This is a genomic window from Burkholderia cepacia (genome assembly GCF_029962485.1).
In the GTDB taxonomy this organism is placed as follows: Bacteria; Pseudomonadota; Gammaproteobacteria; order Burkholderiales; family Burkholderiaceae; genus Burkholderia.
This window is the reverse complement of record NZ_CP073638.1, coordinates 381163-407294: the sequence shown is the minus strand read 5'-3', so window position 1 is coordinate 407294 and position 26132 is coordinate 381163. Positions and strand designations below refer to the sequence as shown.

Below are 26132 nucleotides of genomic sequence, written 5' to 3'. Positions count from 1 at the left end.
GGTCAGACTTCCTTCTTCAGCGTGTCCGACATCCGCAGCGCGAGCGCCGCGATCGTCAGCGTCACGTTCACCGTACCGACGGTCGGCATCGTCGAGCTGCTCGAGATGAACAGGTTCGGATGGTCGAACGTTCGGCAGTCCTTGTCGACGACCGAGTCGCGTGCATCCGCGCCCATGATCGTCGCGCCCGTGATGTGGTTGTTCGGCGCGAACTCGTCGTTGAAGACGACTTCGGTGCCGCCGAGCACCTTCGCGGCCGTCGCGTAGACCTCGCGCGTATGCACGGCGCCGCGCTTCACGTAGTCGTCGATCGCATACGTGATCTCGGGGCGCGGAATGCCGACCGCGTCCGTGGCCGTCTTGCTGGGCACGATGCGGTTCTCGGGCTGCGGCAGGATTTCGTGGAAGCAGTCGAACTGCACGAAGCGCGCGGAACGGTCGCGGATCTGCGCGTCGAGTTCCGCGGGCTTCATCAGCTTGCCGCTCTTGAAGATCTTCTGCGTCTCCTGGTTGATGCGCGACATGTTCGACAGGTGGATCTTCTTCGCGGCTTCGGTCGCGCGGAACGGGCCGTCGCGGAAACCGATCAGCGACGTCATCTCCTGCGGGCCGCGGCCCGGCCAGAGCTTCTCGTTCGCGTAGAACGACACGCCGGTGCCCGGGTGGTCCATCAGGTTGCGGCCGACCATGTCGGAGCTGTTCGCGACGCCGTTCGGGAAATCGCGGTTCGCGGACATCAGCAGGATCTTCGGCGTCTCGATACCGTTCGCGGCGATCACGAAGTACTTGCCCTCGACGCGATGGTCGGCGCCGGTCTTGTCCTTGTAGATCGCGGCGACGATGCGCTTGTCCGGCCCGGTCTCGAGCTTGTAGACGACCGCGCTGTCGATCAGCTTCGCGCCGGCCTGCTCGGCCTTCTCGACGTGCACGATGCCGTTGTACATCGCGCCGATCGGGCAGATCGGCATGCAGTTGTTGTTCCCGCAACAAGTCGGCCGGCCGTCGTACGGGCGGCTGTTGCGCGCGACCGGCTCGGTCACCACGTGAAACTTCGGGTCATAGCCGTTGAGCGCGCTCTTGATCGTCTGCTCGTTGAACGACAACGGCAGCGGCGGCATCGGGTACGGCTCCTTGCGCGGCGAGTACAGGTCTTCCTCGGGGCCCGGGCCCCACACGCCGAGTTCTTCTTCGGCGCGCTGGTAGTAATGCTCGATGTCGTCGTACTGGATCGGCCAGTCGCGGCCGACGCCGTACACCGTCTTCATCTTGAAGTCGTTCGGGATGAAACGCCACGCCGACGCGGCCCAGTGCCACGTCGTGCCGCCCACCGCGCGGATGTACTGCGAGTTGAACTTGTGCTCGCCCTTCAGGATCAGGTAGTCGTTCGGCGGGCCGTATTCCGGATGCGGCGCCCATGCGCTCGACGGATACGGCGCCATGAAATCGGTCTTGTCGACCTGATTGCGAAAGCGCTCGACGATTTCCCAGCGCGGCATGCGCGGGCCGGCTTCCAGCAGGATCACGGACTTCCCGGCCATCGCGAGCTGATGGGCAACGATCGCGCCTGCGACACCCGATCCGACGACGACGACGTCGGCCTTTTGCGTATCGGTATCGGCCATCAGGCTTGCCTCTCGATCGGTTTTTCGGCCCAGAAGCCGGGTTTGTTGGGGCAATACGAGGGAATCACGAGCGTGTCGGATACGACGCTGAACATTAATGCTTCTTCGTAGGTAATCACGACGTTGTCGACGATGCCGAGATACCACGCTTCGAGAATCTTCAGCGCGAGCGCTTCCTGATCGGGATTCAGCGAACCGGACGCGAGTGCGCCGGCGAGTTGCGGCAGGCTGTCGGCCGTCTTGAACGAGCCCTTCTGCAAGGCCTGCAGGAAGCGTTCGCCGAGCACGCGGCTCAGCCCCTTCTTGCCGGTCAATGCTTCGGAGAGCGTCATGAACGTATCGAGCGGCGCAGTGCCGGGATCGTCGGCCAGGGCCCGCAACGCCAGCGAGCCCGTGAGGCCCGCCGCCGTCAGCGCCAGTGCGCCCTGCAGCCATTGACGCCGCGTGATACCGCTTGCGGTTGCGTCGCTTTCACGACGCGAGTGGGGAGTGTTGTCGTTGTGCATGTTTCCTTCTCTCGAACACCGGATTCGGGAAAACCACGCTTGATATTTCTCAAACATTGGCGCGGATCTGAAATGTACGCGCACAAATCGGATCGAACAATCTTTTTATAGTCCATTAAATGTTCCGCAATCCGAGACAATCGACATTTCGCTGCATTTTTGTGTCGTTGACGCGACAAATCTGCGGCGCCGACGCCAGTGTCGCATGCCGACGACACACCGCGCACCGCGATGCGCGGGCATGACGGTCGGTTAGAATCGCGTGCAATCAAACAGAAAGCTTCCCTCCGAGGGCAATCGAGCGATGAAGCAGCACGACAAACACAACAACGCGAATCGAACCAACCACACCACCCGGCTGCTCTGGCGCATCGGCGCCGTCGCGGTGCTCGGCGGCGCGGCGGCGCTCTCGCTGCACGCGGGCGCGGCGCGCACGGTGAGCGTGTCGCCGCAAGGCACCGTCACCGAAGTCCGGCAGAGCGTCGTCAAGTTCGACGAACCGATGGTCGCGTTCGGCTCGGCCTCCGCGCCGAATCCCGCGCGCGTCACCTGCAACGATTCGACCGCCGCGCGTGGCCAGGGTCACTGGCTCGACGACAAGACCTGGGTTTACGATTTCGAAAACGACCTGCCGCCCGGCGTGCGCTGCTCGGTCGCGCTCAACGACACGCTGCGCTCGGTCGCCGGCAATGCGGCGAGCGGCCCGCGCCGCTTCACGTTTCAGACGGGTGGCCCGTTCCCGGTGTCGGTACGCCCCGGCTCGCGCGAGATCGAGGAGCGGCAGATCTTCGTGATGAAGCTGAACGGCCCGGCAGAGCCGCGTTCGGCGCTCGCGAACATCTGGTGCGAGGCGGCCGGCATCGGCAACCGCATCCCGGTCACGGCTGCCGACGACGATGCGCGCAACGCACTGCTCGATCATTTTGGTCTGAAGAAGGACGCCGCGCGCGTGCTGACGCTGTCATGCTCGCAGGCGCTGCCGGCGAGCGCGAAGATGCAGCTCGTGTACGGCAAGGGTGTCGCGAGCCCGAGCGGCATCGCGAATGAAACCGAACGACGCTTCGACTTCACCGTACGCGCGCCATTCGCCGCGAGCTTCTCGTGCGAACGCGAGAACGCAAAGGCGCCCTGCACGCCGCTGCGCCCGCTCACGCTGTCGTTCAATGCGCCGATCTCGCGCAAGAACGCCGAAGCGATCAAGCTGCGCGGCCCCGATGGCTCGCTGAACCCGACCTTCGCAGCCGACGACAAGAGCGAGGAAGTCACCACCGTCACGTTCAACCCGCCGCTGCCCGCGCAGGCCGGCCTGACGATCGAACTGCCGTCGGGCCTGCGCGACGTGACCGATCGGCCGCTGTCGAATGCCGACCTGTTTCCGCTGGCGACGCGCACCGCGCCGATGCCACCGCTCGCGAAATTCTCGTCGGGCACGTTCGGGATCGTCGAGCGCTTCGCCGAACCCGATACGCCCGCGCTCGTGCCCGTCACGCTGCGCAACGTCGAGGCCGACCTGCATATCGCGGGCCTCAACGCGGGCGGCGCGCAATTCGCGAACCTGAAGGTCGAGAACGATACGGCGATCCGCCAATGGATGCGCACCGTCGACCGCTTCGACAACTGGTCGATGACGGCCGGCTCGATCGACAATCAGATTCCCGGCCTGCTCGACCGCAAGGGCCAGCATCCCGTCTACGTGCCGCTCGAAGCCGGCGAAAAACAGCCCGCACCGAAGAATCGTCGGATCGACGTGCGCTCGCTGTCGCTGCTCAAGGGCGAGCCCGGCGCGCAGACGCTGACGCTGCCGCCCGCCGACCCGAAGACGCTGCGCCCGTTCGAAGTGGTCGGTGTGCCGATCGACAAGCCCGGCTTCTACGTGCTCGAACTCGCGTCGCCCGCACTCGGTCGCTCGCTGCTCGCGAAGCCGTCGAGCATGTACGTGCGCACCACCGTGCTCGTCACGAACCTCGGCGTGCACCTGAAACAGGGCCGCGAGAACAACCTCGTGTGGGTCACGACGCTCGACAAGGGCAAGCCGGTGCCGAACGCGCAGATCCGCGTGTCGGACTGCAACGGCGATGAAATCGCGGCCGGCACGACCGACGCGCAAGGCCTGCTGAAGATCGACGGGCCGTTCGAGCCGAAGCACGCATGCAGCTCGTCGGAGCAGCGCTTCGACGACTACTTCGTGTCGGCTCGCGTCAACGATCCGAAGACGGGCCCCGACATGGCGTTCGTCAGCTCGGGCTGGAACCGCGGAATCGAATCGTGGCGCTTCAACGTGCCGACCGACACCGACAGCGCACCGACCGTGCGTGCGCATACGGTATTCGACCGCACGCTGCTGCGCGCCGGCGAAACCGTGTCGATGAAGCATTTCATCCGTACCGAGACGCTGCAGAGCCTCGCGTTCCCGTCGCAATACCCGACGCGCGTGACGATCCGCCATCTCGGCACGGGCCAGACCTACAAGCTGCCGCTCACGTGGGCGGCCGACCATAGCGCGGACACACAGTTCACGCTGCCGGCCGCCGCGAAGCTCGGCGAATACAGCGTCGAGCTGGAAGGCGGCCCGGAAGACGCGCCGACGGCCACCTACTACAGCGGCAGCTTTCGCGTCGAGGCATTCCGCCTGCCGGTGCTGAAAGGCTCGATCGGCGCGCGCGACGCGCAGAAGAGCCCGCTCGTCGCCGTGAAGGAAGCGCCGCTCGCGGTGCAAATCGACTACGTGTCGGGCGGTGGCGCATCGAACCTGCCCGTGCAGGTGTCGGCGCTGATGAAGTGGGCATCGCCGCCGTTCGCGGATCGCTTCGAGGACTTCAGCTTCACGCCGTATCGCCCCGACAAGGGCGACGGCAATGCCGACGACGATTCGCAGGACGGCGACAACGCATCGGCGTCGAACAACGATCCCGACGCGACGAAGCTGATCGCCGACAAGCTGCCGCTGACGCTCGACCGCAACGGCTCGGGCTCGGTCACGCTCAAGGGCCTGCCCGACGTCGACGCGCCGAAGCGCATCGCACTCGAAGCAACCTTCGCCGACCCGAACGGCGAAGTACAGACGATCCGTGGCGACACGATCCTGTGGCCGGCCGCGGTGGTGGCCGGCGTCAAGGCAGGCCGCTGGGTGTCGGTCGGCCAGCGCGTGCCGGTTCAGGCACTGGCGGTCGATTTGCAGGGCAAGCCGCGTGCCTCGGTGCCGATCGAGATCAAGGGTGTCGCGCACATCACGACGTCGTCGCGCAAGCGGATGGTCGGCGGCTTCTATGCGTACGACAACAAGAGCGACACGCGCGACCTCGGCGTGCTGTGCTCGGGCAAGACCGACGACAAGGGCCGCATGGCCTGCGACGCGACGCTCGAACAAGCCGGCAACGTGCAGCTGATCGCGGTCGCGAAGGACGGCGACGGCCGTACGTCGAATGCATCGACGTCGGTGTGGGTCACGCGCGAGGACGAACTCTGGTTCGGCGGCGACAACACCGACCGGATCGACGTGATCCCGGAGAAAACGTCGTACGAACCGGGCGAAACGGCCCGCTTCCAGGTACGGATGCCGTTCCGCTATGCAACGGCACTCGTCGCGGTCGAACGCGGCGGCGTGATGGAAACGCACATCGTCGAGCTGAACGGCAAGAACCCGACCGTCGACCTGAAGGTCGACGAATCGTGGGGGCCGAACGTATACGTGTCGGTGCTTGCGCTGCGCGGCCGCATTCGCGAGGTGCCGTGGTACTCGTTCTTCACGTGGGGCTGGAAAGCGCCCGTCGAATGGGCGCGCGCGTTCTGGCGCGAAGGTCGCCACTATGAGGCGCCGACCGCGTTCGTCGACCTGTCGAAGCCCGCGTTCCGCTATGGCCTCGGCGAGATCAAGGTCGGCACGGGCGTCCACCGCCTCGGCGTGACGGTGACGACCGATGCGACGCGCTACACGGTGCGCAGCAAGGCGCAGGCGCATGTGAAGGTCACGCTGCCGAACGGCCAGCCCGCGCCGGCCGGCACGCAGATCGCGGTCGCGGCCGTCGACGAGGCGCTGCTCGAACTGATGCCGAACAACAGCTGGGACCTGCTCGACGCGATGCTGCGCCGGCGTGCGTACGGTGTCGAAACGGCCACCGCGCAGATGGAGATCGTCGGTCGCCGCCACTTCGGCCGCAAGGCCGTGCCGGCCGGCGGCGGGGGCGGCAGCGCGCCGACGCGCGAGCTGTTCGACACGCTGCTGCTGTGGAATCCGCGCGTGACGCTGGATGCAAACGGCAGTGCGACGGTCGAGGTGCCGCTGAACGACGCGCTCACGCGCTTCCGGATCGTCGCGATCGCGGCGGTCGGCCCGGACCGCTTCGGCACGGGCAGCACGTCGATCCGCAGCACGCAGGATCTTCAACTGATCTCCGGCCTGCCGCCGCTCGTGCGCGAAGGCGATGCGTTCCGTGCGCAGGTCACGCTGCGCAACACGACCGACCGCGCGATGCAGGTTGTCGTGACGCCGCGCGTGACGGGCCTCGAGGTCGCGCCGCAAACCGTGTCGCTCGCGGCCAATACGGCGACCGAGGTCGCGTGGACGATCACCGTGCCCGAGCAGGCGCTCGACGCGGCCGGTGCGCTGAACTGGCGCATCGAAGCGGCCGAGCAAGGCGGCAAGCGCGCGTCCGACGCGCTGGCGGTCGCGCAGAAGGTGGTGCCCGCGCTGCCGGTCACGGTGCAGCAAGCGACGCTCGCGCAAGTGGACGGCACGCTGACGGTGCCGGTGGCCTCCCCGGCCGGCGCCGCGAACAACGCGCAAGGCTTGCCGCGCGGCGGCATCGCCGTGTCGTTGCAGTCGAAGCTCGCCGACGGGCTGCCCGGCGTGAAGCGCTGGTTCGAGCGCTATCCGTACCGCTGCCTCGAACAGCAGACGTCGCGCGCGATCGGCCTGCGCGACCCGGCGCAATGGCAGGCGCTGGTCGCCCGCATGCCCGTCTACCTCGACGGTGACGGGCTCGCGAGCTACTTCCCGCCGTCGTCCGACGATTCGCACCACGGCAGCCCGACGCTGTCGTCATACCTGCTCGTGGTGTCGGACGAAGCCAGCCGCCTCGACCCGCGCTTCGCGCTGCCGGAAGACCTGCGCACGCAGCTCGAGGCCGGGCTCGCGCGCTTCGTCGACGGCCGCATCGAGCGCAACGCGTGGGCGCCGCGCCAGGACCGCGACCTGCGCAAGCTCGCCGCGATCGAGGCGCTGTCGCGCTTCGGCGCTGCACAAGGCCGCATGCTCGGCTCGATCGAGATCGCGCCGAACCAGTGGCCGACGTCGGCCGTGATCGACTATCACGCGATCCTGACGCGCGTGAAGGACATCCCGCAACGCGACGAGAAACGCGCGCAGGTCGAACAGATCCTGCGTGCGCGCCTGACGTACCAGGGCACGCAGCTCGTGTTCTCGACCGCGCGCGACGACGACCTGTGGTGGCTGATGACCAGCAACGAGACCAACGCTGCGCGTCTCGCGCTGGAATTCGCGGGCGACCCGGCGTGGAAGGACGAGATGCCGCGCGTGACGGCCGGCCTGCTCGCCCTGCAGCGCCAGGGCGCATGGCAGACGACGACATCGAATGCGCTCGGCCTGCTCGCGGTCGAGCGCTTCTCGCGCACCTACGAGAGCACGCCGGTTGCCGGCGCGACGAAGGTCGCGCTGGGCGGCGACGAGCGCTCGATCGCGTGGTCGCAGGCGCCGGCGGCCGCGCCCGCCGACACGGCTGCGTCGGCCACCCCGGCCACCCGCGCCGCCGCTGCCCGCAGCGTGATGCTGCCGTGGCCGCGCGCGTCGCAGGGGCCGGCCACGCTGTCCGTCACGCAAGACGGCACGGGCCGCCCGTGGGCGACGGTCGAAAGCCTCGCGGCCGTGCCGCTGCGCTCGCCGTTCGCGGCCGGCTACCGGATCACGAAGACCGTCACGCCGGTCTCGCCGGCCGTCAAGGGCGTGCTGACGCGCGGCGACGTCGTGCGCGTGCATCTCGACATCGATGCGCAGAGCGACATGACGTGGGTTGCGGTCAACGACCCGATTCCGGCCGGCGCGACGATCCTCGGCTCGGGCCTCGGCCGCGATTCCGAGGCGGCGACGCAGGGCGAGAAGACGCCCGACGGCGCGTGGCCGACGTTCATCGAGCGTGACTTCGACGGCTACCGCGCGTACTACGACTATCTGCCGAAGGGCAAATTCTCGGTCGAATACACCGTGCGCCTGAACAACGTCGGCACCTTCGGGCTGCCGCCGACGCGCGTCGAGGCGCTGTACGCACCGTCCGTGTACGGCCTGTGGCCGAACCCGCCGATGACCGTGAAACCGGCCGACGCGGGCAAGTAACGAGCAAGCGATGATCGATCAGGTAATGCCGCGGCCGGCGCGTTTCGCCGGCCGCGTATTCGTCGCCGTCGTGCTGGCCGTGCCGCTCGTCGCGCATGCGCTGCCGAGCTACGACGAAGTGCGCCGCAACTGGCGCAGCTCCGACTGGGTGCTGCTCGCGCGCGACGGCACGCCGCTGCAGCGCACGCGCGTCGACCTCACCGAACGGCGCGGCGACTGGGTGTCGCTTGCGGATGTGTCACCGGCGTTTCGCGAAGCGATCGTCGTGTCCGAGGACAAGCGCTTCTACGAACACAGTGGCGTCGACTGGCGCGGGATCGCCGGTGCCGCATGGGGCAACCTGTGGAACGAGCGCACGCGCGGCGCGTCGACCGTCACGATGCAGCTTGCCGGGCTGCTCAGCGATTCGCCGCGCCGGTCTGGCCAGCGCTCGCTGCCGCAGAAGGCCTCGCAGGCTGTCAACGCGCTGCTGCTCGAACGCGGCTGGCGCAAGGACCAGGTGCTCGAGGCCTACCTGAACCTGGTGCCGTTCCGCGGCGAGACGGTCGGGCTCGGCGCGCTGTCGCAGGTGCTGTTCGGCAAGGCGCCGTCGGGCCTCGACGCGCGCGAAGCCGCGATCGCGGCCGCGCTCGTGCGCGCGCCGAACGCGGCGCCCGCGAAGATCGCCGAGCGTGCATGCCGGATCCTGCGCGACATGCATGCCGAGCAGGCGTGCGCATCGCTCGACGGTTACGTGCAGCTCGTGGTTGCGCGCCCGGCCAACGCGGTGCGCGACGACGGCGCCGCCCTCGCCCCGCACTTCGCGCGGCGCATCGCGGCCGAGGTCAAACCGGCGGCCGGCGCGCAGGTGCGCACGACGCTCGATGCGCCGCTGCAGCGCTTCGCGCGCGACACGCTGGTGCGCGCGCTGACCGAACTCAACGCGCCCGCGCACCGGCGCAACGTGCAGGACGGCGCGGTCGTCGTGATCGACAACGCGACCGGCGAGATTCGCGCATGGGTCGGATCGTCGGGTGCGCTGTCGAGCGCGCGCGACGTCGATGCCGTGCTCGCGCCGCGCCAGGCCGGCTCGACGCTCAAGCCGTTCCTCTACGCGCAGGCGCTCGACGAAAAGCGGCTGACGGCCGCGTCGCTGCTCGACGACGCGCCGATCAACCTCGCCGCCGGCGGCGGCCTGTACATTCCGCAGAACTACGACAAGGATTTCAAGGGCTGGGTGAGCGTGCGCAGCGCACTCGGCGGCTCGCTGAACGTGCCGGCCGTGCGCACGCTCGTGCTCGTCACGCCGCACCGCTTCGCGCGCACGCTGACCGCGCTCGGCCTGCCGCTCGCGCAGGAAGGCGATTACTACGGCTTCAGCCTCGCGCTCGGCAGTGCGGACGTCACGCTGCTGTCGCTGACCAACGCGTATCGCGCGCTCGCGAACGGCGGCGTCGCGCGCAAGGTCGTCGACCTGCCGGCCGGCGTTCCGGCACCGGCGTCCGGCACGGCAGCGGCTGCGCGTACGGACAGCGGCACGCGCGTGTTCAGCGAGGCGGCCAGTTTCGTCATCACCGACATCCTGTCCGACAACAACGCGCGCGTCCGCACGTTCGGCTTCGACAACCCGCTCGCGACGCGCTTCTTCTCGGCCGTCAAAACCGGCACCAGCAAGGACATGCGCGACAACTGGACCGTCGGCTACACGTCGCGCTATACGGTCGGCGTGTGGGTCGGCAATGCGGACGGCTCGCCGATGTGGGACGTGTCGGGCGTCACGGGCGCGTCGCCCGTGTGGTCGGCCGTCGTCGGCTACCTGCACCGCGACCTGCCGAGCCGTGCGCCGCGCGCGCCGGCGGGCGTCGAGACGCGCCGCATCGCGTTCGAACGCGATATCGAGCCGGCACGCAACGAGTGGTTCCTGTCCGGGACGGCGGTCGACACGATCCGGCTCGCCGCGCCCGTCACGCCGGGCAAGGACGGCGCGCGTGCGCCGCTGACGATCGGCGCGCCGACCGACGGCACGATCTTCGCGATCGACCCCGACATTCCGCCGAAGAACCAGCGCATCTGGTTCGAGCGCTCGGCCGGGCACGCGACGAAGTTCGCGTGGCGGCTTGACGACAAGGTGATCGGGCATGCCGATCGTGTCGCGTGGCTGCCGTGGCCGGGACGGCACCGGCTCGAACTCGTCGACGCACGCGGCAACGTCGCGGATGCGATCACCTTCGAGGTGCGCGGCGCGTTCACGAAGACGGCCGCGCGCAAGCCCTGAACGGGTGAGGCGGCCAGCCCCGACGCGGACGCATTTGCGTCGATGTCGTCGCGACCGGGTCAAACGGGCAAGCAGCACGCCGATCCGGGACCTAGAATGAGAACAGCGCCGCATTCCCGACGCTCGCCGGTTGCCCCATTCTCCCGATTGCCCGCGACCATGAACATTCGCCACGAACGCTTCACCCGCCCCGCGCTGGGCGCTTTGTGCGTTGCAACGCTCGCAGCCCTCCAGGCGTGCAACGGCGATGCCTGCTTCGGCGTCGATGTCTGCTTCAACAACAATACGCAGACCGTCGCGCTGTCCGGCACGGCCGCAACGGGCGACGCGCTCGCGAGCGCGCAGGTGACGGTCAGTTGCGCGGCGGGCTCGGCGACGACGCTGACGGACGGCGGCGGCAACTACCGCGTGACGGTCAACGCCACGCTGCCGTGCGTCATCACCGTGACGTCGGGCGGCACGAGCCTGCATTCGCTGGCGTATGCGGGCGGCACCTTCAATACGACGCCCGAGACCGAGCTGATGCTCGTGTATCTCGCGGCCCAGCTCGGCACGAACACGGCCGGGCTGATCGGTAATTTCCAGGGCAGCCTGCACGATCAGCAGGTGATGAACGACCCGAACGCGGTCCAGGCCGCGCAATCGGCCGTGGTGTCGAACCTGCAGCAGCGTTACGCGGTCACGCTCGCGGCGCCTGCGTTCCTGACCACATCGTTCGTGGTCGGGCAACCGGGTGTCGACAGCGACCTCGTTGCGCTCGCCAAGGCCGGCGCGATCGATTCGAACGGACAGCCCGATCCGGCCGCCGTTTCGTTATTGGCGCAGGCCGGCGCCGCACATCCGCTGTAGGCAGTCTGGCACCGAAGAAGAACGGGACGTCACGCGCCCGCTTCGCCCTCGCCGTCCGCCAGCAACGCCCAACGTTCGTGGTCGCGCCACTCGCCGCCGATGCGCAGATAGCGCGGCGAAAAACCCTCTTTCGTGAAGCCGAGCCGCCGCACCAGCGCGATCGACGCGTGGTTGCCCGGCTGGATGTTCGCTTCGAGCCGATGCAGACCCAGCTCGCCGAATGCGATGGCGATCGCCGCGCGCAGCGCATCCGTCATCAGCCCCTTGCGACTGAAATCCGCCATCCCGTAGTACCCGAGGTACGCGCTCTGAAACACGCCACCGACGATCTCGTTGAGATTCACGACACCGACCACCGCGCCGCAAGCCTGCTCGCGCGCGACGAGGCCGACGTTCGGCCCCGTCAGGCAGCAGGTGAACCATTGGTCGAATCCTGCCTGGTCGATGAACGAGTCGACCCACGGCAGATGGTGACGCCGGCTCGCGCGGTTGGCGGCGATCAGGTCGGCGGCGTCGGATCGGGCGACGCGGTTCAGCAGGATCCGGTTCATGGTGGTCGGCAGGCAGCGCTTACGCGGCCTCCCCGCTCCCGCACACGACGGGCGCGGCCTGTTGCTGCGACAGGTAGCGCAGCAGCTTCGTCACCATCCACACGACGATGAACGACAGCGCGACGAAGAACACGGCAAGCGGCGTCAGCACATGGATCGACACGAAACCGGCCAGCCCCATCATCGCGGACGACACGAGCAGCAGCGCGCAGCCGAGGATCGCGCTCGTCAGCCCGGCGATGTGCGGAAACAGCGAATTGCCCTTGGCCATCAGCGTCGGATACATCGCACCCGCGCAGAAGCCCATCACGAGCACCGGCGTCGCGAGCGTCCACACGCGCAGGCCGACGGTCAACGCGAGCACCAGCATCGCGACCGATGCGCCGGCCATCACGCGCGCGCCGATGCGCAGCCGTTGCTCGGCGCTCGGCAGCCCGCGGCCGTGAATCCGGTTCGACAGGCCGCCGAGGAAATACATCAGCCCGATCCCGAGCGCGAGGTAGCCGAAGAAGGTCGGCGGCTTGTGCAGCGTGGTCTGCACCATGAACGGCCCGACGATGTTGAACACGAGCAGGATGCTGTAGCACAGGCCCTGCGCAAGGAAGCAGCTCTGGAACACCGGGCTCGCCAGGACCTTGCCCGCATTCGTCATCAGCGTGCGTGGCTCGAGGTGCACCGGCTTCGGCAAGGTTTCACGGTAATGCCACAGCAGCGCCCACATCGCCAGCGAGTACACCAGCAGGAACACGAGACACGCGCGCCAGCCGAACCATTCCTGCAGGTGCGCGCCGATCACCGGCGCGATGATCGGTGCGAGCCCCCACGCGATCGACATGTACGTGAACGCGTGCATCAGCGCCTGGCCCGAGAACGAATCGGTGATGATCGCCTTCGCGAGCAGATTGGTGGTCGCGATCCCGAATCCTTGCAGGCAGCGCGCCAGGATGAACGTCTCGAGATTCGGCGCGCCGAGCGACAGCAGGCAGCCGATCGTGTAGATCACGAGCCCGAACGCGAGCACGCGCTTGCGCCCGTACGCGTCGGCGATCGGGCCGAAGATCAGCTGGCCGAGCGCATAGGCCGCCATGTAAACGGACACGCTCGACTGGATCGCCTGCGGCGTGGTAGCGAACGACCGTGCCATATCGGGCAGCGCGGGCACGTAAATATCGATGGCGAGTTGACCGGCGGACGAAAACAGGCAGATCAGGAACAGCAGGAAGCGCGGCGAATTCGACTCGCGCGCGGAGTTGAGGGTGGCGTTCATGACGACTGGGAAGGATCTCGGGCAGCAGTGACGCGCCGTCAATGTTCGAATTGCGAACATGCGTGCGGTCGTGGCGAATCCCGTATTGTGCCTGTTGTTGCATCGGGCGACAGGATTCCCATGGCGCAGGCGCGGTTGAATGCCGATTGCCGCACATCCTGAAATACGCGCTCCGGGGCGGTTCCGTCATTGTGCCGGCCCGCCCGCCACGCGAGCCGGTCATCCACTCGACCGCTGACGCGTTTCGCCCCGCTCCCGAACCGCCGGCACCCGCCGGCGGCTTTTCATCGCGATGACCGGATCAATACTGCGCCTGGTCCGTCGGATTCCTGAACAGCTGCTTCATCTCCGCCGACAACGGATAGTCGAGGCTCACGCCCTTCGGCGGAATCGGTTGCGTGAACCACTGGTTGTAGAGCTTCTCGGCCGCGCCCGATGTCTGCATCTTCGCGATCACGCCGTCGACGGCATGCTTGAACGCCGGATCGTCCTTGCGCATCATGCACGCGTAGTTCTCGTGGACGAGCGGCGTGCCCGTCACCGTATACGCGCCCGGATTGCGATCCTTCGCGATCTCGCCGTACAGCAGCGGCTCGTCCATCACGAACGCCACCGCACGCCCGGTCGTGACGTTCATGAACGCTTCGGCGTGATCCTTCGCGCTGATGATCGTCATGTTCATCGCCTTCTCTTCGTTGAGCTTGCGCAACAGGCGCTCGTCCGACGTACCGGCCGTCGTCGCGACCGTCTTGCCGGCCAGGTCCGTGAAGTCCTTCACGCCCGAATCCTTGCGCGTGCTGAAGCGGATGCCATACAAAAAGATGCTGTTCGAAAATGAGGCCTGCTTCTGCCGTTCGAGCGTGTTCGTCGTCGAGCCGCATTCGAAATCGATCGTCCCGTTCTGCAGCAGCGGAATCCGGTTCTGCGACGTGATCGGGATTTCCTTTACCGTGAGGTTCGGCGCGTTCAGTTCCGTCTTCAACTGGTCGATGATGCGCGACGCGATGTCCCGCGAGTAGCCGATGTTCTTCTGCTGGTTGTCCGAATACGAGAACGGCACCGACGATTCGCGAATGCCCAGCGACACGACACCCGTGTCCTTGATCTTCTTCAGCGTACCGGTGAGGGCCTGCGCGTGCGCGGCGCCCGCCAGCGCACAGGACAGCGCGACAGCCAGCAAACGGAAGCGGCGATCCATGCTTTTCTCCTGATGAAACGTTGATCGAATCGCGATCCTACGCCCGACAATATTCGCGTCGCATCAGGGAAAGCGTAAACAACCTTCCACCCCGGCCGCGCCGTGAAAGACGTTTTCCGTGCCGCGCCAATCGCGTCCGCGCCGCACGTCTGGCTGAGCGGCCGCGCGCGGACTCGCCCCATGCTCTGTGTCACTCGTTCCAAACGCGCGTTCATGCCGCAACGCAGCAACGTAATCGTTTGCGGCCCCCTCTGTTTTTCTCGTGAAACGCACTCAAGAAGCCGCCGCGCTGGCCGTTACCCAGTGCATGGCGCGTCGCAGCAACCTTGCTGCAACCGTCAGACAAAAAAAGACAAGGTCCGGGTCAGCCGGACCAGCGCCACCGCCGGCACGACGGTTATCTACGAGGATCGAGTTTCAACATGAGAGCCAAACGTTTCAATTTTGCGCTGGCGCGCTCCGCACACGCGCGCATGCTCGCCGGCATGCTGTCCGCCGCCGCCCTCCTGCCCCTCGCCGGTTGCGGCGGCGGAGGCGGCGGCGACGGCAGCAACCCTTCCTCCTCCAACGCCGCACCGGCTCCGACGCCGTCCCCCACGCCCACCACCCCCACGACCCCGCCCGCCTCCACCGGCAGCAACGCGTGCGCCACGCAGCAGGCCGCCGTGCAGATGGCCGCGCAGACGGCGCCGGTCGAGCCGCCCGTCGATCACCTGATCGTCAAGCTGAAGACGCTGACGGCCACGCGTGCGATGGCTGCCATCGACAACGGGACGCGGCTCGACGCGGTCATCCAGCGCTCGATGACGCGCTGGACGGCACCGGTGACCGGCAGCGCGCGTGCCTATGCGAGCACGGTCGCGCAAGCGCCGGTGAACGTGCAGGTCGAGCGGACGATCTCGAACGGCGCAGCCGTGCTGTCGCTCGGCCAGCGCATGGCGGCGACCGACGCAGCCGCGCTCGCGCAGGCATTCGCGGCCGACAGCGATGTCGACTACGCGGAACCGGATCACCCGATGCAGGTTCGCGACACGCCGAGCGACCCGCTCTACAGCCAGCAGTGGTACCTGTCCGATCCGACGGCCGGGATCGACCTGCCGCCCGCGTGGAGCGTGACCAAGGGTTCGCCGACCGTCGTCACGGCCGTGCTCGACACGGGCTACCGGCCGCACGCCGACCTCGTCGGCAACCTGCTGTCCGGCTACAGCTTCATCAGCAACGTCAACACCAGCAACAACGGACTGACGCGCAGCCCTGACGCGACCGATCCGGGCGACTGGGTCACGCAGCAGGAACTCGACAACGCAAACGGCCCGTACTATCACTGCGCGAGCCAGCCAAGCGACAGCAGCTGGCACGGCACGCGCGTGATGGGCGTGATCGGCGCGACCGCCAACAACGGCACCGGTATCGCCGGCGTGTCGTGGCTCGGCCAGATCCTGCCGGTACGCGTACTCGGCAAGTGCGGCGGCGTGACGAGCGACATCGCGGACGGGATGCGCTGGGCAGCCGGCATCGCCGTCAACGGCGTCCCGACGAACCCGCGGCCCGCGAAGGTCATCAACCTGAGCCTCGGCGGCGTCGGCGCATGCAGCACGACGTTCCAGCAGGCGATCGACGACGTGACGGCGAAGGGCGTGACGGTCATCGTCGCAGCCGGCAACGACGGCCTGTCGACCGGGCTCGACCAGCCCGCGAACTGCCGCGGCGTGATCAGCGTCGGCGCGACCGACGCGACGGGCCGCCGCGCATCGTTCAGCAACTTCGGCGCCGATGTCGCGCTGAGCGCGCCGGGCGTCAACATCCTGTCGACGTCGAACACCGGCACCACGACACCGGGCTCGGACACCTACGGCCCCGCGAACGGCACCAGCCTCGCGACGCCGCAAGTGACGGGTGTCGCCGCGCTGATGCTGTCGGTGAACGGCAACCTGACGCCCGCGCAGATCCAGCAGAAGCTGCAAGGCGGTACGCGCGCGGCGAAGCTGGCAGCCGGCACGTCGTGCACCGCGATGCCGGCAGGCTCGGGCATCCTCGACGCAGGGGCCGCTGTCGCGTCGGCAAACCTGTAACCGGCACCCGGTTCGACGCGGCCGCGCGCACGCCACCACGGCGTGCGCGCGGCCGTTTCGTTACCGGCCCTCCGGCGATTCCGCGCGCCCGCATCGACCCGATTACGCATCACGAAATAACACCTGACAAAAGGGTTGACGCTTCGCACAGCGAGCCATTACCATCGCTCCCGTCTAATTACATGGAGTGTTCTGTGAACACCGATGCGAGTTGTAGTTGGTGCTTGACCAACTTGACTGCTGCCTGAGGAAAACGCGCAGAGCCTCGTCTTCTGCCGCATCCCGGGAAGCAGGATGCGGCGTCCTTCCGGCCTGACTACGGGCCAGATCTCCCGCCGAATTTTTCGATGTTGTCGAATGCACGCGACGCGCCGTCGCGCGTGTGCGTTCGCGTTGCGCGCGGCGCCAGCCGCGTGCGCCCTCCGTTCGCGTGCCGTCCGGCCGCGCGCCCTCGTGCGTGCGCGGCTGCCGATCGCCCGTGCCGACTATCCGCAACCGACAGGAGTGCAGATGAACTCAGACGACAGTAGTCGATTACCGCTCGCCGGTGCGACGCTGCGCATCGACACGCCGACCGCATCACGCGCGCCGGCGAGCGTTCCCGCCTTTACCGATCCACAGCCGATCGCGCCTGACGCGACGCGGCGGGGAGCGCTCGTGCGTCGATAACGTCACGGTCGCTCCCCGCCCGCCGCCTCGTGCGCAAGGAGCGACACATGACAACACGACACAACACCTCGCAGAAGAAACAGCGCGGCTTCATCAAGACCGGCGCCGGCCAGCAGAACGAGCCGCGCATCATGCGCGCCGCGCAGGAAGCGGCCCGACCGCTCGAAGACACGCTGAAGGCGCTGCACACCAGCACGCGCGGCCTCACCTACGACCAGGCCGCCGACCGCCTGCAGCACTACGGCCCGAACGAAATCGCGCACGACAAGCCGCCGCACTGGACCCGCCAGTTGCTGCTCTCGTTCCACAACCCGTTCGTCTACGTGCTGCTGGTGCTGGCCGCCATCAGCTTCTGCACCGACGTCTGGTTCGCGGCGCCCGACGACCGCGACTATGTCGGCATGACGATCCTGCTGACGATGGTCACGATCAGCGCGCTGCTGCGCTTCGTGCAGGAGTTCCGTTCGCTGCGCGCGGCCGAGAAGCTCAAGGCGATGGTCCGCACGACGGCAACCGTGCAGCGCGCGGTGACCGACACGGCCGAGCCCTCGCGCCGCGAGGTGCCGATGCGCGAAGTCGTGGCCGGCGACATCGTGCACCTGTCGGCCGGCGACATGATCCCGGCGGACGTGCGCCTGCTCGCATCGCGCGACCTGTTCATCAGCCAGGCCGTGCTGACCGGCGAGGCACTGCCCGTCGAGAAATACGACACGCTCGGCGCGGTGGCCGGCAAATCCGCGAGCACGCGCGCGGCCAGCGCGGCGAACGATGCATCGGCGTCGCTGCTCGACCTCGAGAACGTCTGCTTCATGGGCACCAACGTCGTCAGCGGCACGGCGACGGCCGTCGTCGTCGCGACCGGTGAGGACACGTACTTCGGTTCGCTCGCGCGCAACGTCGTGAGCCACAAGCGTATCGAGACGAGCTTCGACCGCGGCGTCGCGAGCGTGAGCTGGCTGCTGATCAAGTTCATGTTCGTGATGGTGCCGATCGTGTTCATGATCAACGGACTGACCAAGGGCGACTGGCTGAGCGCGCTCACATTCGCGCTCGCGGTGGCCGTGGGGCTCACGCCCGAGATGCTGCCGATGATCGTCAGCGCGAACCTCGCGCGCGGCGCGGTCGCGATGGCGCGCCGCAAGGTCGTCGTGAAACGCCTGAACTCGGTGCAGAACTTCGGCGCGATGGACGTGCTGTGTACCGACAAGACCGGCACGCTCACGCAGGACAAGATCATCCTCGAACACCACCTCGACCTGTCCGGTCACAAGAACGAGGAAGTCCTGCGGCTCGGCTGGCTGAACAGCTTCCACCAGAGCGGCCAGAAGAACCTGATCGACATCGCGGTCGTCGCGCGCGCCGACGAGATCGGCGAACGCGTCAAGCCGCAAGGCTACAAGAAGATCGACGAGCTGCCGTTCGACTTCGTGCGACGCCGCCTGTCGGTCGTCGTCGAGGACCGGCACGGCACGCACCTGCTGATCTGCAAGGGCGCGGTCGAGGAAATGCTCGCGGTATCGACCCACGTGCAGGATGAGGACGGCGTACGCCCGCTCGACTTCGTCGCGCGCAAACGGCTGCTCGAACAGGCCACCGCCTACAACGAGGACGGCTTCCGCGTGCTCGTGCTCGCGACGCGCACGATTGCACGCGGCGACGAGCGCGCACAGTACCGCACCGCCGACGAACACGATCTCGTCGTGCGCGGCTTCCTGACCTTCCTCGATCCGCCGAAGGAATCGGCCGCACCGGCGCTCGCCGCGCTGCGCGAAAACGGCGTAGCGGTGAAGGTGCTGACGGGCGACAACCCGACCGTCACGATGAAGGTCTGCCGCCAGGTTGGCCTCGAACCCGGCAAGCCGATCCTCGGCGCGGAAATCGAGGCGCTCGACGACGAAACGCTCGCGCTGGTCGTCGAACGCACGACCGTGTTCGCGAAGCTCACGCCGCTGCAGAAGGCGCGCATCGTCAAGGCGCTGCAGGCGAACGGCCATACGGTCGGCTTCCTCGGCGACGGCATCAACGATGCGCCCGCGCTGCGCGACGCCGACGTCGGCATCTCGGTCGACAGCGGCGCCGATATCGCGAAGGAAACCGCCGACATCATCCTGCTCGAAAAGAGCCTGATGGTGCTCGAGGAAGGCGTGATCAAGGGCCGCGAAACGTTCGGCAACATTCTGAAGTACCTGAACATGACCGCCAGCTCCAACTTCGGCAACGTGTTCTCGGTGCTCGTCGCCAGCGCGTTCCTGCCGTGGGAGCCGATGCTCGCGACGCAGCTGCTCGTGCTGAACCTGATCTACGACACGTCGCAGATGCTGCTGCCGTGGGACAAGATGGACCCCGAGTTCCTGAAGAAGCCGCGCAAGTGGGAAGCCGGCAACATCAGTCGCTTCATGCTGTGGGTCGGGCCAACGTCGTCGGTATTCGACATCACGACCTACATCCTGATGTGGACCGTGTTCGGCGCGGGCGCGTTGTATCACCTGAACGGCGGCACCGGCGGCCAGATCGTGATGAACTCGGGCTGGTTCATCGAGAGTCTCGTGTCGCAAACGCTCGTCGTGCATCTGCTGCGCACGCAGAAGATCCCGTTCCTGCAGAGCACGGCGTCGCTGCCGGTGCTGCTGTCGACCTTCACCGCGATCGCGATCGGCTGCTGGCTGCCGTTCTCGCCGTTCGCGGAAGCGATCGGCTTCATGCACCTGCCGGGCACCTACTGGCTGTGGCTCGCTGCGACGATGGTCGGCTACATCGTGCTCGCGCAGATCGTCAAGACGATTTACGTGTGCCGCTACAAGCAGTGGTTCTGAACCCGTCCTGAATCCGTACTGATTCCGTCCGGAGGACGACGGGCCGGCCCGCGCCATAGTGCGGGCCGGCGCGCTCTCGACACGCTACGGATAACGTGATGCAGAGAATCCTTCCGCTCGCCGCCGCGAGCACGCTCCTCGCACCCTTCGAAGCGTGTGCCGCCCATCCACTCGTCAGCAACGACACGGCGCGATGCATGCACCGAGCCACGACACGACGGGCCGCATCAGCGGCCCGCTTTCATTCATCAAGCATCGTTCGCGCCGAACAATTGTGCGCACACGGCGCGCCCTTCGTCGGTCAGCGCTGCGCTGCCGGTACCGTCTTCGTTCAGCGTCGTCACGCTCAGGCCCGCGGCGTCGAGCTGCGTCAAGACGCGGCGTAGCGTACTCATCGGCAGTTGCGTGCGCTTCGCGATCTTCGGTAGCGACCACGTCTTGCCGGCCGGATCGTTCGCGGCCTCGTTCAGGGTCGCGAGCGTCGCAACGAGTGCGGGATCGAGCGGGGAGTCGTCGGATTCTGAAGTCATCGGTTCGGGTTCGTCGGCCGGCGCCGGGCCGGCATTCATTCAGGAAAGGCAATCGCGGACACTATACGCCGCGTCACGCGCCCTTGAGCGCGGTGCGCATGAACGACACGAAATGCTTCGTGACGGGATCGTCGCGATCGGACAGCCACGCGAGCCCCACGCGCCACTTTGCGTCGCGACCGTCGAGCGGCAGCACCGTCGCATCGCGCAGCAGAAACCGCGCGCTCGACGGGATGAACGCGACGCCGACGCCAGCCGCGACGGAGGTCAGCACCGATTGCACATCCTCCGCCTGCTGCGTCACGTGCGGCACGAAGCGCCGCTCGATGCACCACCGGTCGATCTGCGCGGCGAGCCCCGCGCCGCGCGCGCGCTGCAGCGCGATGAAGCCGATTTCGTTGAGCACGTCGAGGTCGGCCGGCACGCGCTTGAAGCCGAGATGCGGCGGCACCGCGAGCGCGAGCGCTTCGTCGATCACCTTGAACGACGACAATCCTTCATCGGAAGGCAGACGCAGGAAACCCGCGTCGAGCTTGCCCGCGCGCAACCGGCGCGTCTGCTCGGACGACGACAGGTCGCTCAGCGTGACCGCAATCCCCGGATTGCGGCGCCGGAACTCGGCGATGAGTTTCGGTACGAGCGTCAGCACGGACAGGCAGATACCGAGCCGCAAATGCCCGCGCTGCCCGCTGGTCGCTTCCCGTGCACGCGTGAGGATCTCGTCGGCGTCGCGCACGAGCGCCTGCGCATCGGGCAGGAAGCGTTCGCCGAACGGTGTGAGTTCCGCGCCGTGCCGGCCGCGCTCGAACAGCTTGCCGCCGAGGCTCGCCTCGAGCGCGCCGATCTGCTTGCTCAGCGCCGGCTGGCTCATGTGCAGCGCATCGGCCGCGCGGCTGAAATGGCACAGCTCGGTGACCGTCAGGAACGTGCGAAGCAGTTTCAGTTCCATTCTTGGAAGGAATCGTATCGATCGAAATATTCATTTTACTGATCGAATGGGGTGGCGTTCAATACGGACATGCCCTTCCCGGAATTCACTGTCATGTCTTTCGATCAAACCGTTGATCATGTGGTCGAGCCGTCATGCGATAACGCGGACGCAACCCAGCACGCAGCCACACCCGATGTGCGTACACCGAAACGTCGTGCCGAACGCGCCGACGGACGCAGCCGCCGTTTCCGCTTCGGCGATGCGATCGAAGCTCCGCCGCCGCGCGCCGTGACAGGTTCGATCGCGATCAGTTTCGCGGTCGTGTCACGGCGGAACTGGCCGCGCTGAACGGCACGCCGGCCCGGACTTCAGCACACGCGCACCGCCGACAGGCAGTGCGAAAACGCGCCGAATCCGCGCGCATCACGCGTCATTGCGACTCATCCCATCGTCATCGCCACGCGATCGACCGTATAATTTCCCGCACCCGCTGACCGCCCATGTATTCCGCGCAGTCGCATTGCGCGTGAAAAGGAGACTTTCGCTTGACCGGCCTCATCGCGCGCGTGCCTCGCGCCCGGACCACCCTGATCCTCGCCCTCTCGTTCCTGCTGCTTGCGTTTGCCGCGAATGCTTCCGCGCAACGCGTGCAGCCGCATCGCACCGTGCAGGCCCAGCCGCACGCACACACGAAAGCCGTCAAGAAAAAGCCCCATCGCAAGAAAAAGGCCGTCAAGCATCGCCGCCCGCGCGTGAAGCATCCGCCCGTCAAACGTCACGCCGTACCCGCGCCGCAGCAGCGGCGCGCGAAGCGCACGACCGCCGTGCGCCCGCGCCCGGCCGCGAAACCGAAGCTGCTCGCCAGTTGCGGCTACACGCCGCGTGCAGTCAATTCCCTGCATTCACGCGCGGCCTACGTGCTCGACGTCGATTCCGGCACGCCGCTGCTGGCTCGCAATGCACGCACGGTCCGGCCGATCGCGTCGATCTCGAAGCTGATGACGGCCGTCGTCGCGCGTGATGCCGACCGTCCGCTGAACGGCGTGCTGCGCGTCACCGCGCACGACCGCGACACGATCAAGTTCACCGGTTCGCGCCTGCAGGTCGGCTCGGAGCTGTCGCGCCGCGAGATGTTCCATATCGCGCTGATGTCGTCGGAGAACCGCGCGGCCGCCGCGCTGAGCCGCGACTATCCAGGCGGGCGCGCCGCGTTCGTCAAGGCGATGAACCGCGAAGCGCGTCGGCTCGGCATGCGCCAAACGCACTTCCGCGAGCCGACCGGCCTGTCGCCGCACAACGTGTCGACGGCCGAGGACCTCGCGAAGCTCGTCGACGCGGCGGCGCAAGATCCGCTGATCCGCTATTTCTCGACGGACACGTCGACCACCGTGCGCCCGGGCGACGGCGAACTCGTGTACGTGAATTCCGACCCGCTCGCGCGCTATCGCCGCCTGCCGATCCGGTTGCAGAAAACCGGCTTCATCAACGAATCGGGGCATGGCGTCGTGATGCGCATGCGCGTGAAGGGCCGCCGCGAAACGGTCGTGCTGCTCGGCGCGCCGACGCGTGCGGGCGTATCGAGCGACGCGCTCAAGATCCACCGCTGGCTGTCCTGCTCGATCCAGTAAGCACGCGCAGGCAGACGGCACTTCCCCCGACAGGAGCGATGCCATGCAGGACGAATACCGCTTCAACGCCTTCGGAAGGCTGCTCGCCGTCGTACGCGCGAACGGCCGCTGGGCCGTGTTCGATCTCGGTGTCGAAGGCAAGCGGCGCCCGGCCAACCTGCAGATTCCGTCCGCGCTCGCCGCGGACGAACTCGCGCAATACCTCGGCGACCTGCTGCACGAGAACGCGACCCCGAAAAACAGCGAAGTCGTCCCGGTCGCCCCGCGCTGCGCGTAATCGCAGGCCGGGCCACACTACGATCCGGCGGAAAATTACACAGTTAAACTTGCAAGTTAAACTGTCGTATCCTATGATCCGCCGCATGAACCCGCCACGCAAAACCGGCGTTTCCGCCGACACCGTCGCCGCCGACCTGACCCTCGCAGTCGGCCAGTTGATCCGCCGGCTGCGCTCCGAGATCGAATCCGAAGGGCTCGGCATGTCGCAGACCAGCGCGCTTGCGCGGCTCGAGCAGCAAGGGCCGATGACGACCGCCGACCTCGCACGCGCCGAAGCGATGAAGCCGCAGTCGATGAAGGCGATTCTCGCGAGCCTCGAGGAAGACGGGCTCGTCGAGCGCGAACCGCATCCGACCGACGGCCGCCAGATCCTGTTCCAGCTGACCGCGGTCGGCCTCGACGCGCGTCGCAAGCGCCATATCGCGAAGCACCAGTGGCTCGGTGCCGCGATCGAAAAGCTCGATCCCGAAGAAATCCGCACGCTCGCCGCGGCGATCCCGCTGATCCGCCGCATCGGCGACCAATGAATCCGGCCGGCGCGCCACGCGGCATCCGCGCGCCCGGCTTTCCCTGCCCTTTTCACGGAGCCCCATCATGAGCGCAACCCGTCTCGACACGAACACGGCACTCGTCGTCATCGACCTGCAGAAAGGCATCGTCGCCCTCCCCACCGCGCACCCGGTCGCGCCGGTGATCGCGCACGCCCGCACGCTGCTCGACGCATTCCGCAGCCGCGGCCTGCCGGTCGTGCTCGTCAACGTCGCCGGTGGTGCGCCGGGCCGCACGCAGCAACAAGTACGCCTGGACGCGCTGCCGGCCGACTGGGCCGAACTCGTGCCCGAACTGGACCGCCAACCGAATGACCATGTCGTGACGAAAAAGACCTGGGGCGCATTTACCGGCACCGATCTCGACGCGCACCTGAAGGCGGCCGGCGTCACGCAGATCGTGCTGACCGGCGTCTCGACGAGCATCGGCGTCGAATCGACCGCACGGCAGGCCCATGAACTCGGCTACAACGTGACGCTCGCCGTCGACGCGATGACCGACCTCAACGCGGACGCGCACGCGAACAGCATCGAGCGCCTGTTCCCGCGCCTCGGCGAGACCGGCACGACGCAGGACATCGTCGCGCTGCTCGACCAGCGCGGCGCGTGAGCGAAAAACACACGCAGCCGACGCCGGGTCCGGCAACCGGCCGTCTCGATCCGTCGATCTGGAAGGTCAGCGCGGTCGCGACGCTCGGCTCGCTGCTGTCGCAACTCGACGCGACGATCGTCAACGTATCGCTGTCGAGCCTCGCGTCCGACCTGCACACCAGCCTGTCGACGATCCAGTGGGTGACGAGCGGCTACCTGCTCGCGCTCACGCTGGTGCTGCCCCTGAATGGCTGGCTGGTTGACCGCATCGGCGCGAAAGCACTGTATCTGTGGTGTTTCTCGGCGTTCACGCTCACGTCGGCACTGTGCGGGCTCGCGTGGTCCGCGCCGTCGCTGATCGCGTTCCGCGTGCTGCAAGGCGTGAGCGGCGGGCTGCTCGCGCCAATGGCGCAGATGATGATCGCGCGTGTCGCCGGCCAGCAGATGGCGCGCGTGATCGGCTACGCGGCGGTGCCCGTGCTGCTCGCGCCGATCCTCGGCCCGGTGGTCGCCGGCGCGATCCTGCAGCATGCGTCGTGGCGCTGGCTGTTTCTCGTGAACCTGCCCGTCGGCGCGCTCGCCCTCGCGCTGGCCGCGCGCTTCCTGCCCGGCGACCGCGACGACGCGCAACGCCGTGAACTCGACTGGGTCGGCCTCGCGCTGCTGTCGCCCGCCCTCGTGCTGTTCCTGTACGGCGCCGAACGAATCGGCTCGGCATTCGGCATCGCCGCGGTCGCATGCTCGGCGTTGCTGCTCGCCGCGTTCCTGCGCTTCGAGCGACGCAAGGGCGAACATGCGCTGATCGATCTCGCGCTGTTTCGCTCGCGCGTGTTCGGCGCGGCGGCCGGCACGCAGTTCCTGTCGAACGGCGCGATGTATGCGGGTCAGATGCTGATCCCCGTGTTCCTGATCCAGGCGTGCGGGCGTTCGCCGGGCGAGATGGGCTGGCTGCTCGCGCCGCTCGGGCTCGGCATGCTCGTCACCTATCCGTCGATGGGCGCGCTGACGAGCCGGTTCGGCGTGCGTCGGCTGGCCGCGGCCGGCGCGTTGCTCGCGCTCGTCGCGACGCTGCCGTTCGTGTTCCTCGCGCTGACCGGCTTCGACCCGGTTGTGCTCGTACCGGCGCTTTTCCTGCGCGGCATGGGCCAGAGCGCGATCGGCGCGCCGTCGATCACCGCCGCGTATGCGTCAGTGGAACGCCGCAACCTGCCGATGGCGACGACATCACTCAATATCGTGCAGCGCCTCGGCGGACCGACGTTCACGACGATGTGCACGCTGTTCCTCGCATGGCGGCTGCATGCCGAATCGGTGTCGGCCGGCGGCTCGCAGGCTGTCGCGTATGCGTGGGCATTCGGCCTGCTGTGTGCACTGCATGCGGCGAGCTTCGTCACGACGCTGTGGCTGCCGCTATGGTCGAGCGGCGCCGGCGGCCGACCGGCCGGCGCTGCGCGGGCCGGTTCGCGCTGAACAAGGGG

Annotated in this window: 19 protein-coding genes; 12 read left to right on the top strand and 7 right to left on the bottom strand. The window is 67.5% G+C overall.

Annotated elements, in window-relative coordinates:
* Positions 1-2 precede the first annotated feature (2 nt).
* Positions 3-1622: a GMC family oxidoreductase gene (locus KEC55_RS18310; protein ID WP_282509316.1), complete on the bottom strand. Its 1620-nt coding sequence runs from the start codon at positions 1620-1622 to the stop codon at positions 3-5.
* Positions 1622-2128: a sugar dehydrogenase complex small subunit gene (locus tag KEC55_RS18305; RefSeq protein ID WP_049028374.1), complete on the bottom strand. Its 507-nt coding sequence runs from the start codon at positions 2126-2128 to the stop codon at positions 1622-1624. The genes KEC55_RS18310 and KEC55_RS18305 overlap by 1 nt, the downstream gene beginning before the upstream one ends.
* Positions 2129-2432: 304 nt before the next feature.
* On the opposite strand from KEC55_RS18305, the gene KEC55_RS18300 reads away from it, so the two are divergent.
* From KEC55_RS18300 to KEC55_RS18290, 3 genes are all read left to right on the top strand, one after another.
* Positions 2433-8474 (top strand): alpha-2-macroglobulin family protein, encoded by a 6042-nt coding sequence (locus KEC55_RS18300; RefSeq protein ID WP_282509311.1) that lies wholly within the window; start codon positions 2433-2435, stop codon positions 8472-8474.
* 10 nt (positions 8475-8484) lie between these two features.
* Positions 8485-10728 carry a penicillin-binding protein 1C gene (pbpC, locus tag KEC55_RS18295; protein WP_282509309.1) on the top strand — a complete coding sequence of 748 codons (2244 nt, stop codon included), beginning with the start codon at positions 8485-8487 and terminating at the stop codon, positions 10726-10728.
* Positions 10729-10887: 159 nt separating this feature from the next.
* Positions 10888-11577 carry a hypothetical protein gene (locus tag KEC55_RS18290; RefSeq protein ID WP_282509307.1) on the top strand — a complete coding sequence of 230 codons (690 nt, stop codon included), beginning with the start codon at positions 10888-10890 and terminating at the stop codon, positions 11575-11577.
* A gap of 29 nt (positions 11578-11606) precedes the next feature.
* On the opposite strand, the gene KEC55_RS18285 is transcribed toward KEC55_RS18290, so the two are convergent.
* The 3 genes from KEC55_RS18285 to KEC55_RS18275 all read right to left on the bottom strand — a co-directional run bounded on the left by KEC55_RS18285 (position 11607) and on the right by KEC55_RS18275 (position 14593).
* Positions 11607-12128, bottom strand: coding sequence for a GNAT family N-acetyltransferase (locus tag KEC55_RS18285; protein ID WP_282509305.1), 522 nt, complete (start codon positions 12126-12128; stop codon positions 11607-11609).
* A gap of 19 nt (positions 12129-12147) precedes the next feature.
* Positions 12148-13395 carry a multidrug effflux MFS transporter gene (locus tag KEC55_RS18280; protein WP_282509303.1) on the bottom strand — a complete coding sequence of 416 codons (1248 nt, stop codon included), beginning with the start codon at positions 13393-13395 and terminating at the stop codon, positions 12148-12150.
* 301 nt (positions 13396-13696) lie between these two features.
* Positions 13697-14593: a glutamate/aspartate ABC transporter substrate-binding protein gene (locus KEC55_RS18275; protein ID WP_282509302.1), complete on the bottom strand. Its 897-nt coding sequence runs from the start codon at positions 14591-14593 to the stop codon at positions 13697-13699.
* A gap of 422 nt (positions 14594-15015) precedes the next feature.
* Here KEC55_RS18275 and KEC55_RS18270 point away from each other — a divergent pair, with 422 nt between their 5' ends.
* From KEC55_RS18270 to mgtA, 3 genes are all read left to right on the top strand, one after another.
* Positions 15016-16665: a S8 family peptidase gene (locus tag KEC55_RS18270; RefSeq protein ID WP_282509300.1), complete on the top strand. Its 1650-nt coding sequence runs from the start codon at positions 15016-15018 to the stop codon at positions 16663-16665.
* Between the two features lie 510 nt (positions 16666-17175).
* Positions 17176-17334 (top strand): hypothetical protein, encoded by a 159-nt coding sequence (locus KEC55_RS18265; protein WP_174991229.1) that lies wholly within the window; start codon positions 17176-17178, stop codon positions 17332-17334.
* A 47-nt stretch (positions 17335-17381) separates the two neighbouring features.
* Entirely contained in the window at positions 17382-20147 is a 2766-nt protein-coding gene (gene mgtA / locus KEC55_RS18260; RefSeq protein ID WP_282509296.1) for a magnesium-translocating P-type ATPase, read from the top strand.
* A 248-nt stretch (positions 20148-20395) separates the two neighbouring features.
* Here the strand turns inward: mgtA and KEC55_RS18255 are convergent, their stop codons facing one another.
* Both KEC55_RS18255 and KEC55_RS18250 read right to left on the bottom strand, forming a co-directional pair.
* Complete coding sequence (locus KEC55_RS18255; protein WP_282509294.1) at positions 20396-20677, bottom strand: transcriptional regulator; 282 nt, start codon at positions 20675-20677, stop codon at positions 20396-20398.
* 73 nt (positions 20678-20750) lie between these two features.
* Positions 20751-21626: a LysR family transcriptional regulator gene (locus tag KEC55_RS18250; protein WP_282509293.1), complete on the bottom strand. Its 876-nt coding sequence runs from the start codon at positions 21624-21626 to the stop codon at positions 20751-20753.
* Between the two features lie 51 nt (positions 21627-21677).
* On the opposite strand from KEC55_RS18250, the gene KEC55_RS18245 reads away from it, so the two are divergent.
* The 6 genes from KEC55_RS18245 (at position 21678) to KEC55_RS18220 (ending at position 26124) form a co-directional block, all read left to right on the top strand.
* Positions 21678-21956, top strand: a complete 279-nt coding sequence (locus KEC55_RS18245) for a hypothetical protein (protein WP_282509290.1) — start codon at positions 21678-21680, stop codon at positions 21954-21956.
* Between the two features lie 197 nt (positions 21957-22153).
* Entirely contained in the window at positions 22154-23236 is a 1083-nt protein-coding gene (locus KEC55_RS18240; RefSeq protein WP_282509288.1) for a serine hydrolase, read from the top strand.
* 43 nt (positions 23237-23279) lie between these two features.
* The gene (locus KEC55_RS18235) at positions 23280-23513 is read left to right on the top strand and encodes a DUF7661 family protein (protein ID WP_282509284.1); all 234 of its coding nucleotides are present in this window, start codon (positions 23280-23282) and stop codon (positions 23511-23513) included.
* Positions 23514-23586: 73 nt separating this feature from the next.
* Entirely contained in the window at positions 23587-24042 is a 456-nt protein-coding gene (locus tag KEC55_RS18230) for a MarR family winged helix-turn-helix transcriptional regulator (RefSeq protein ID WP_282509282.1), read from the top strand.
* 67 nt (positions 24043-24109) lie between these two features.
* The gene (locus KEC55_RS18225) at positions 24110-24673 is read left to right on the top strand and encodes an isochorismatase family protein (RefSeq protein WP_282509280.1); all 564 of its coding nucleotides are present in this window, start codon (positions 24110-24112) and stop codon (positions 24671-24673) included.
* Entirely contained in the window at positions 24670-26124 is a 1455-nt protein-coding gene (locus KEC55_RS18220) for a DHA2 family efflux MFS transporter permease subunit (RefSeq protein ID WP_282509278.1), read from the top strand. Before KEC55_RS18225 ends, KEC55_RS18220 begins: the two co-directional genes overlap by 4 nt.
* The last annotated feature ends 8 nt before the right edge of the window (positions 26125-26132 follow it).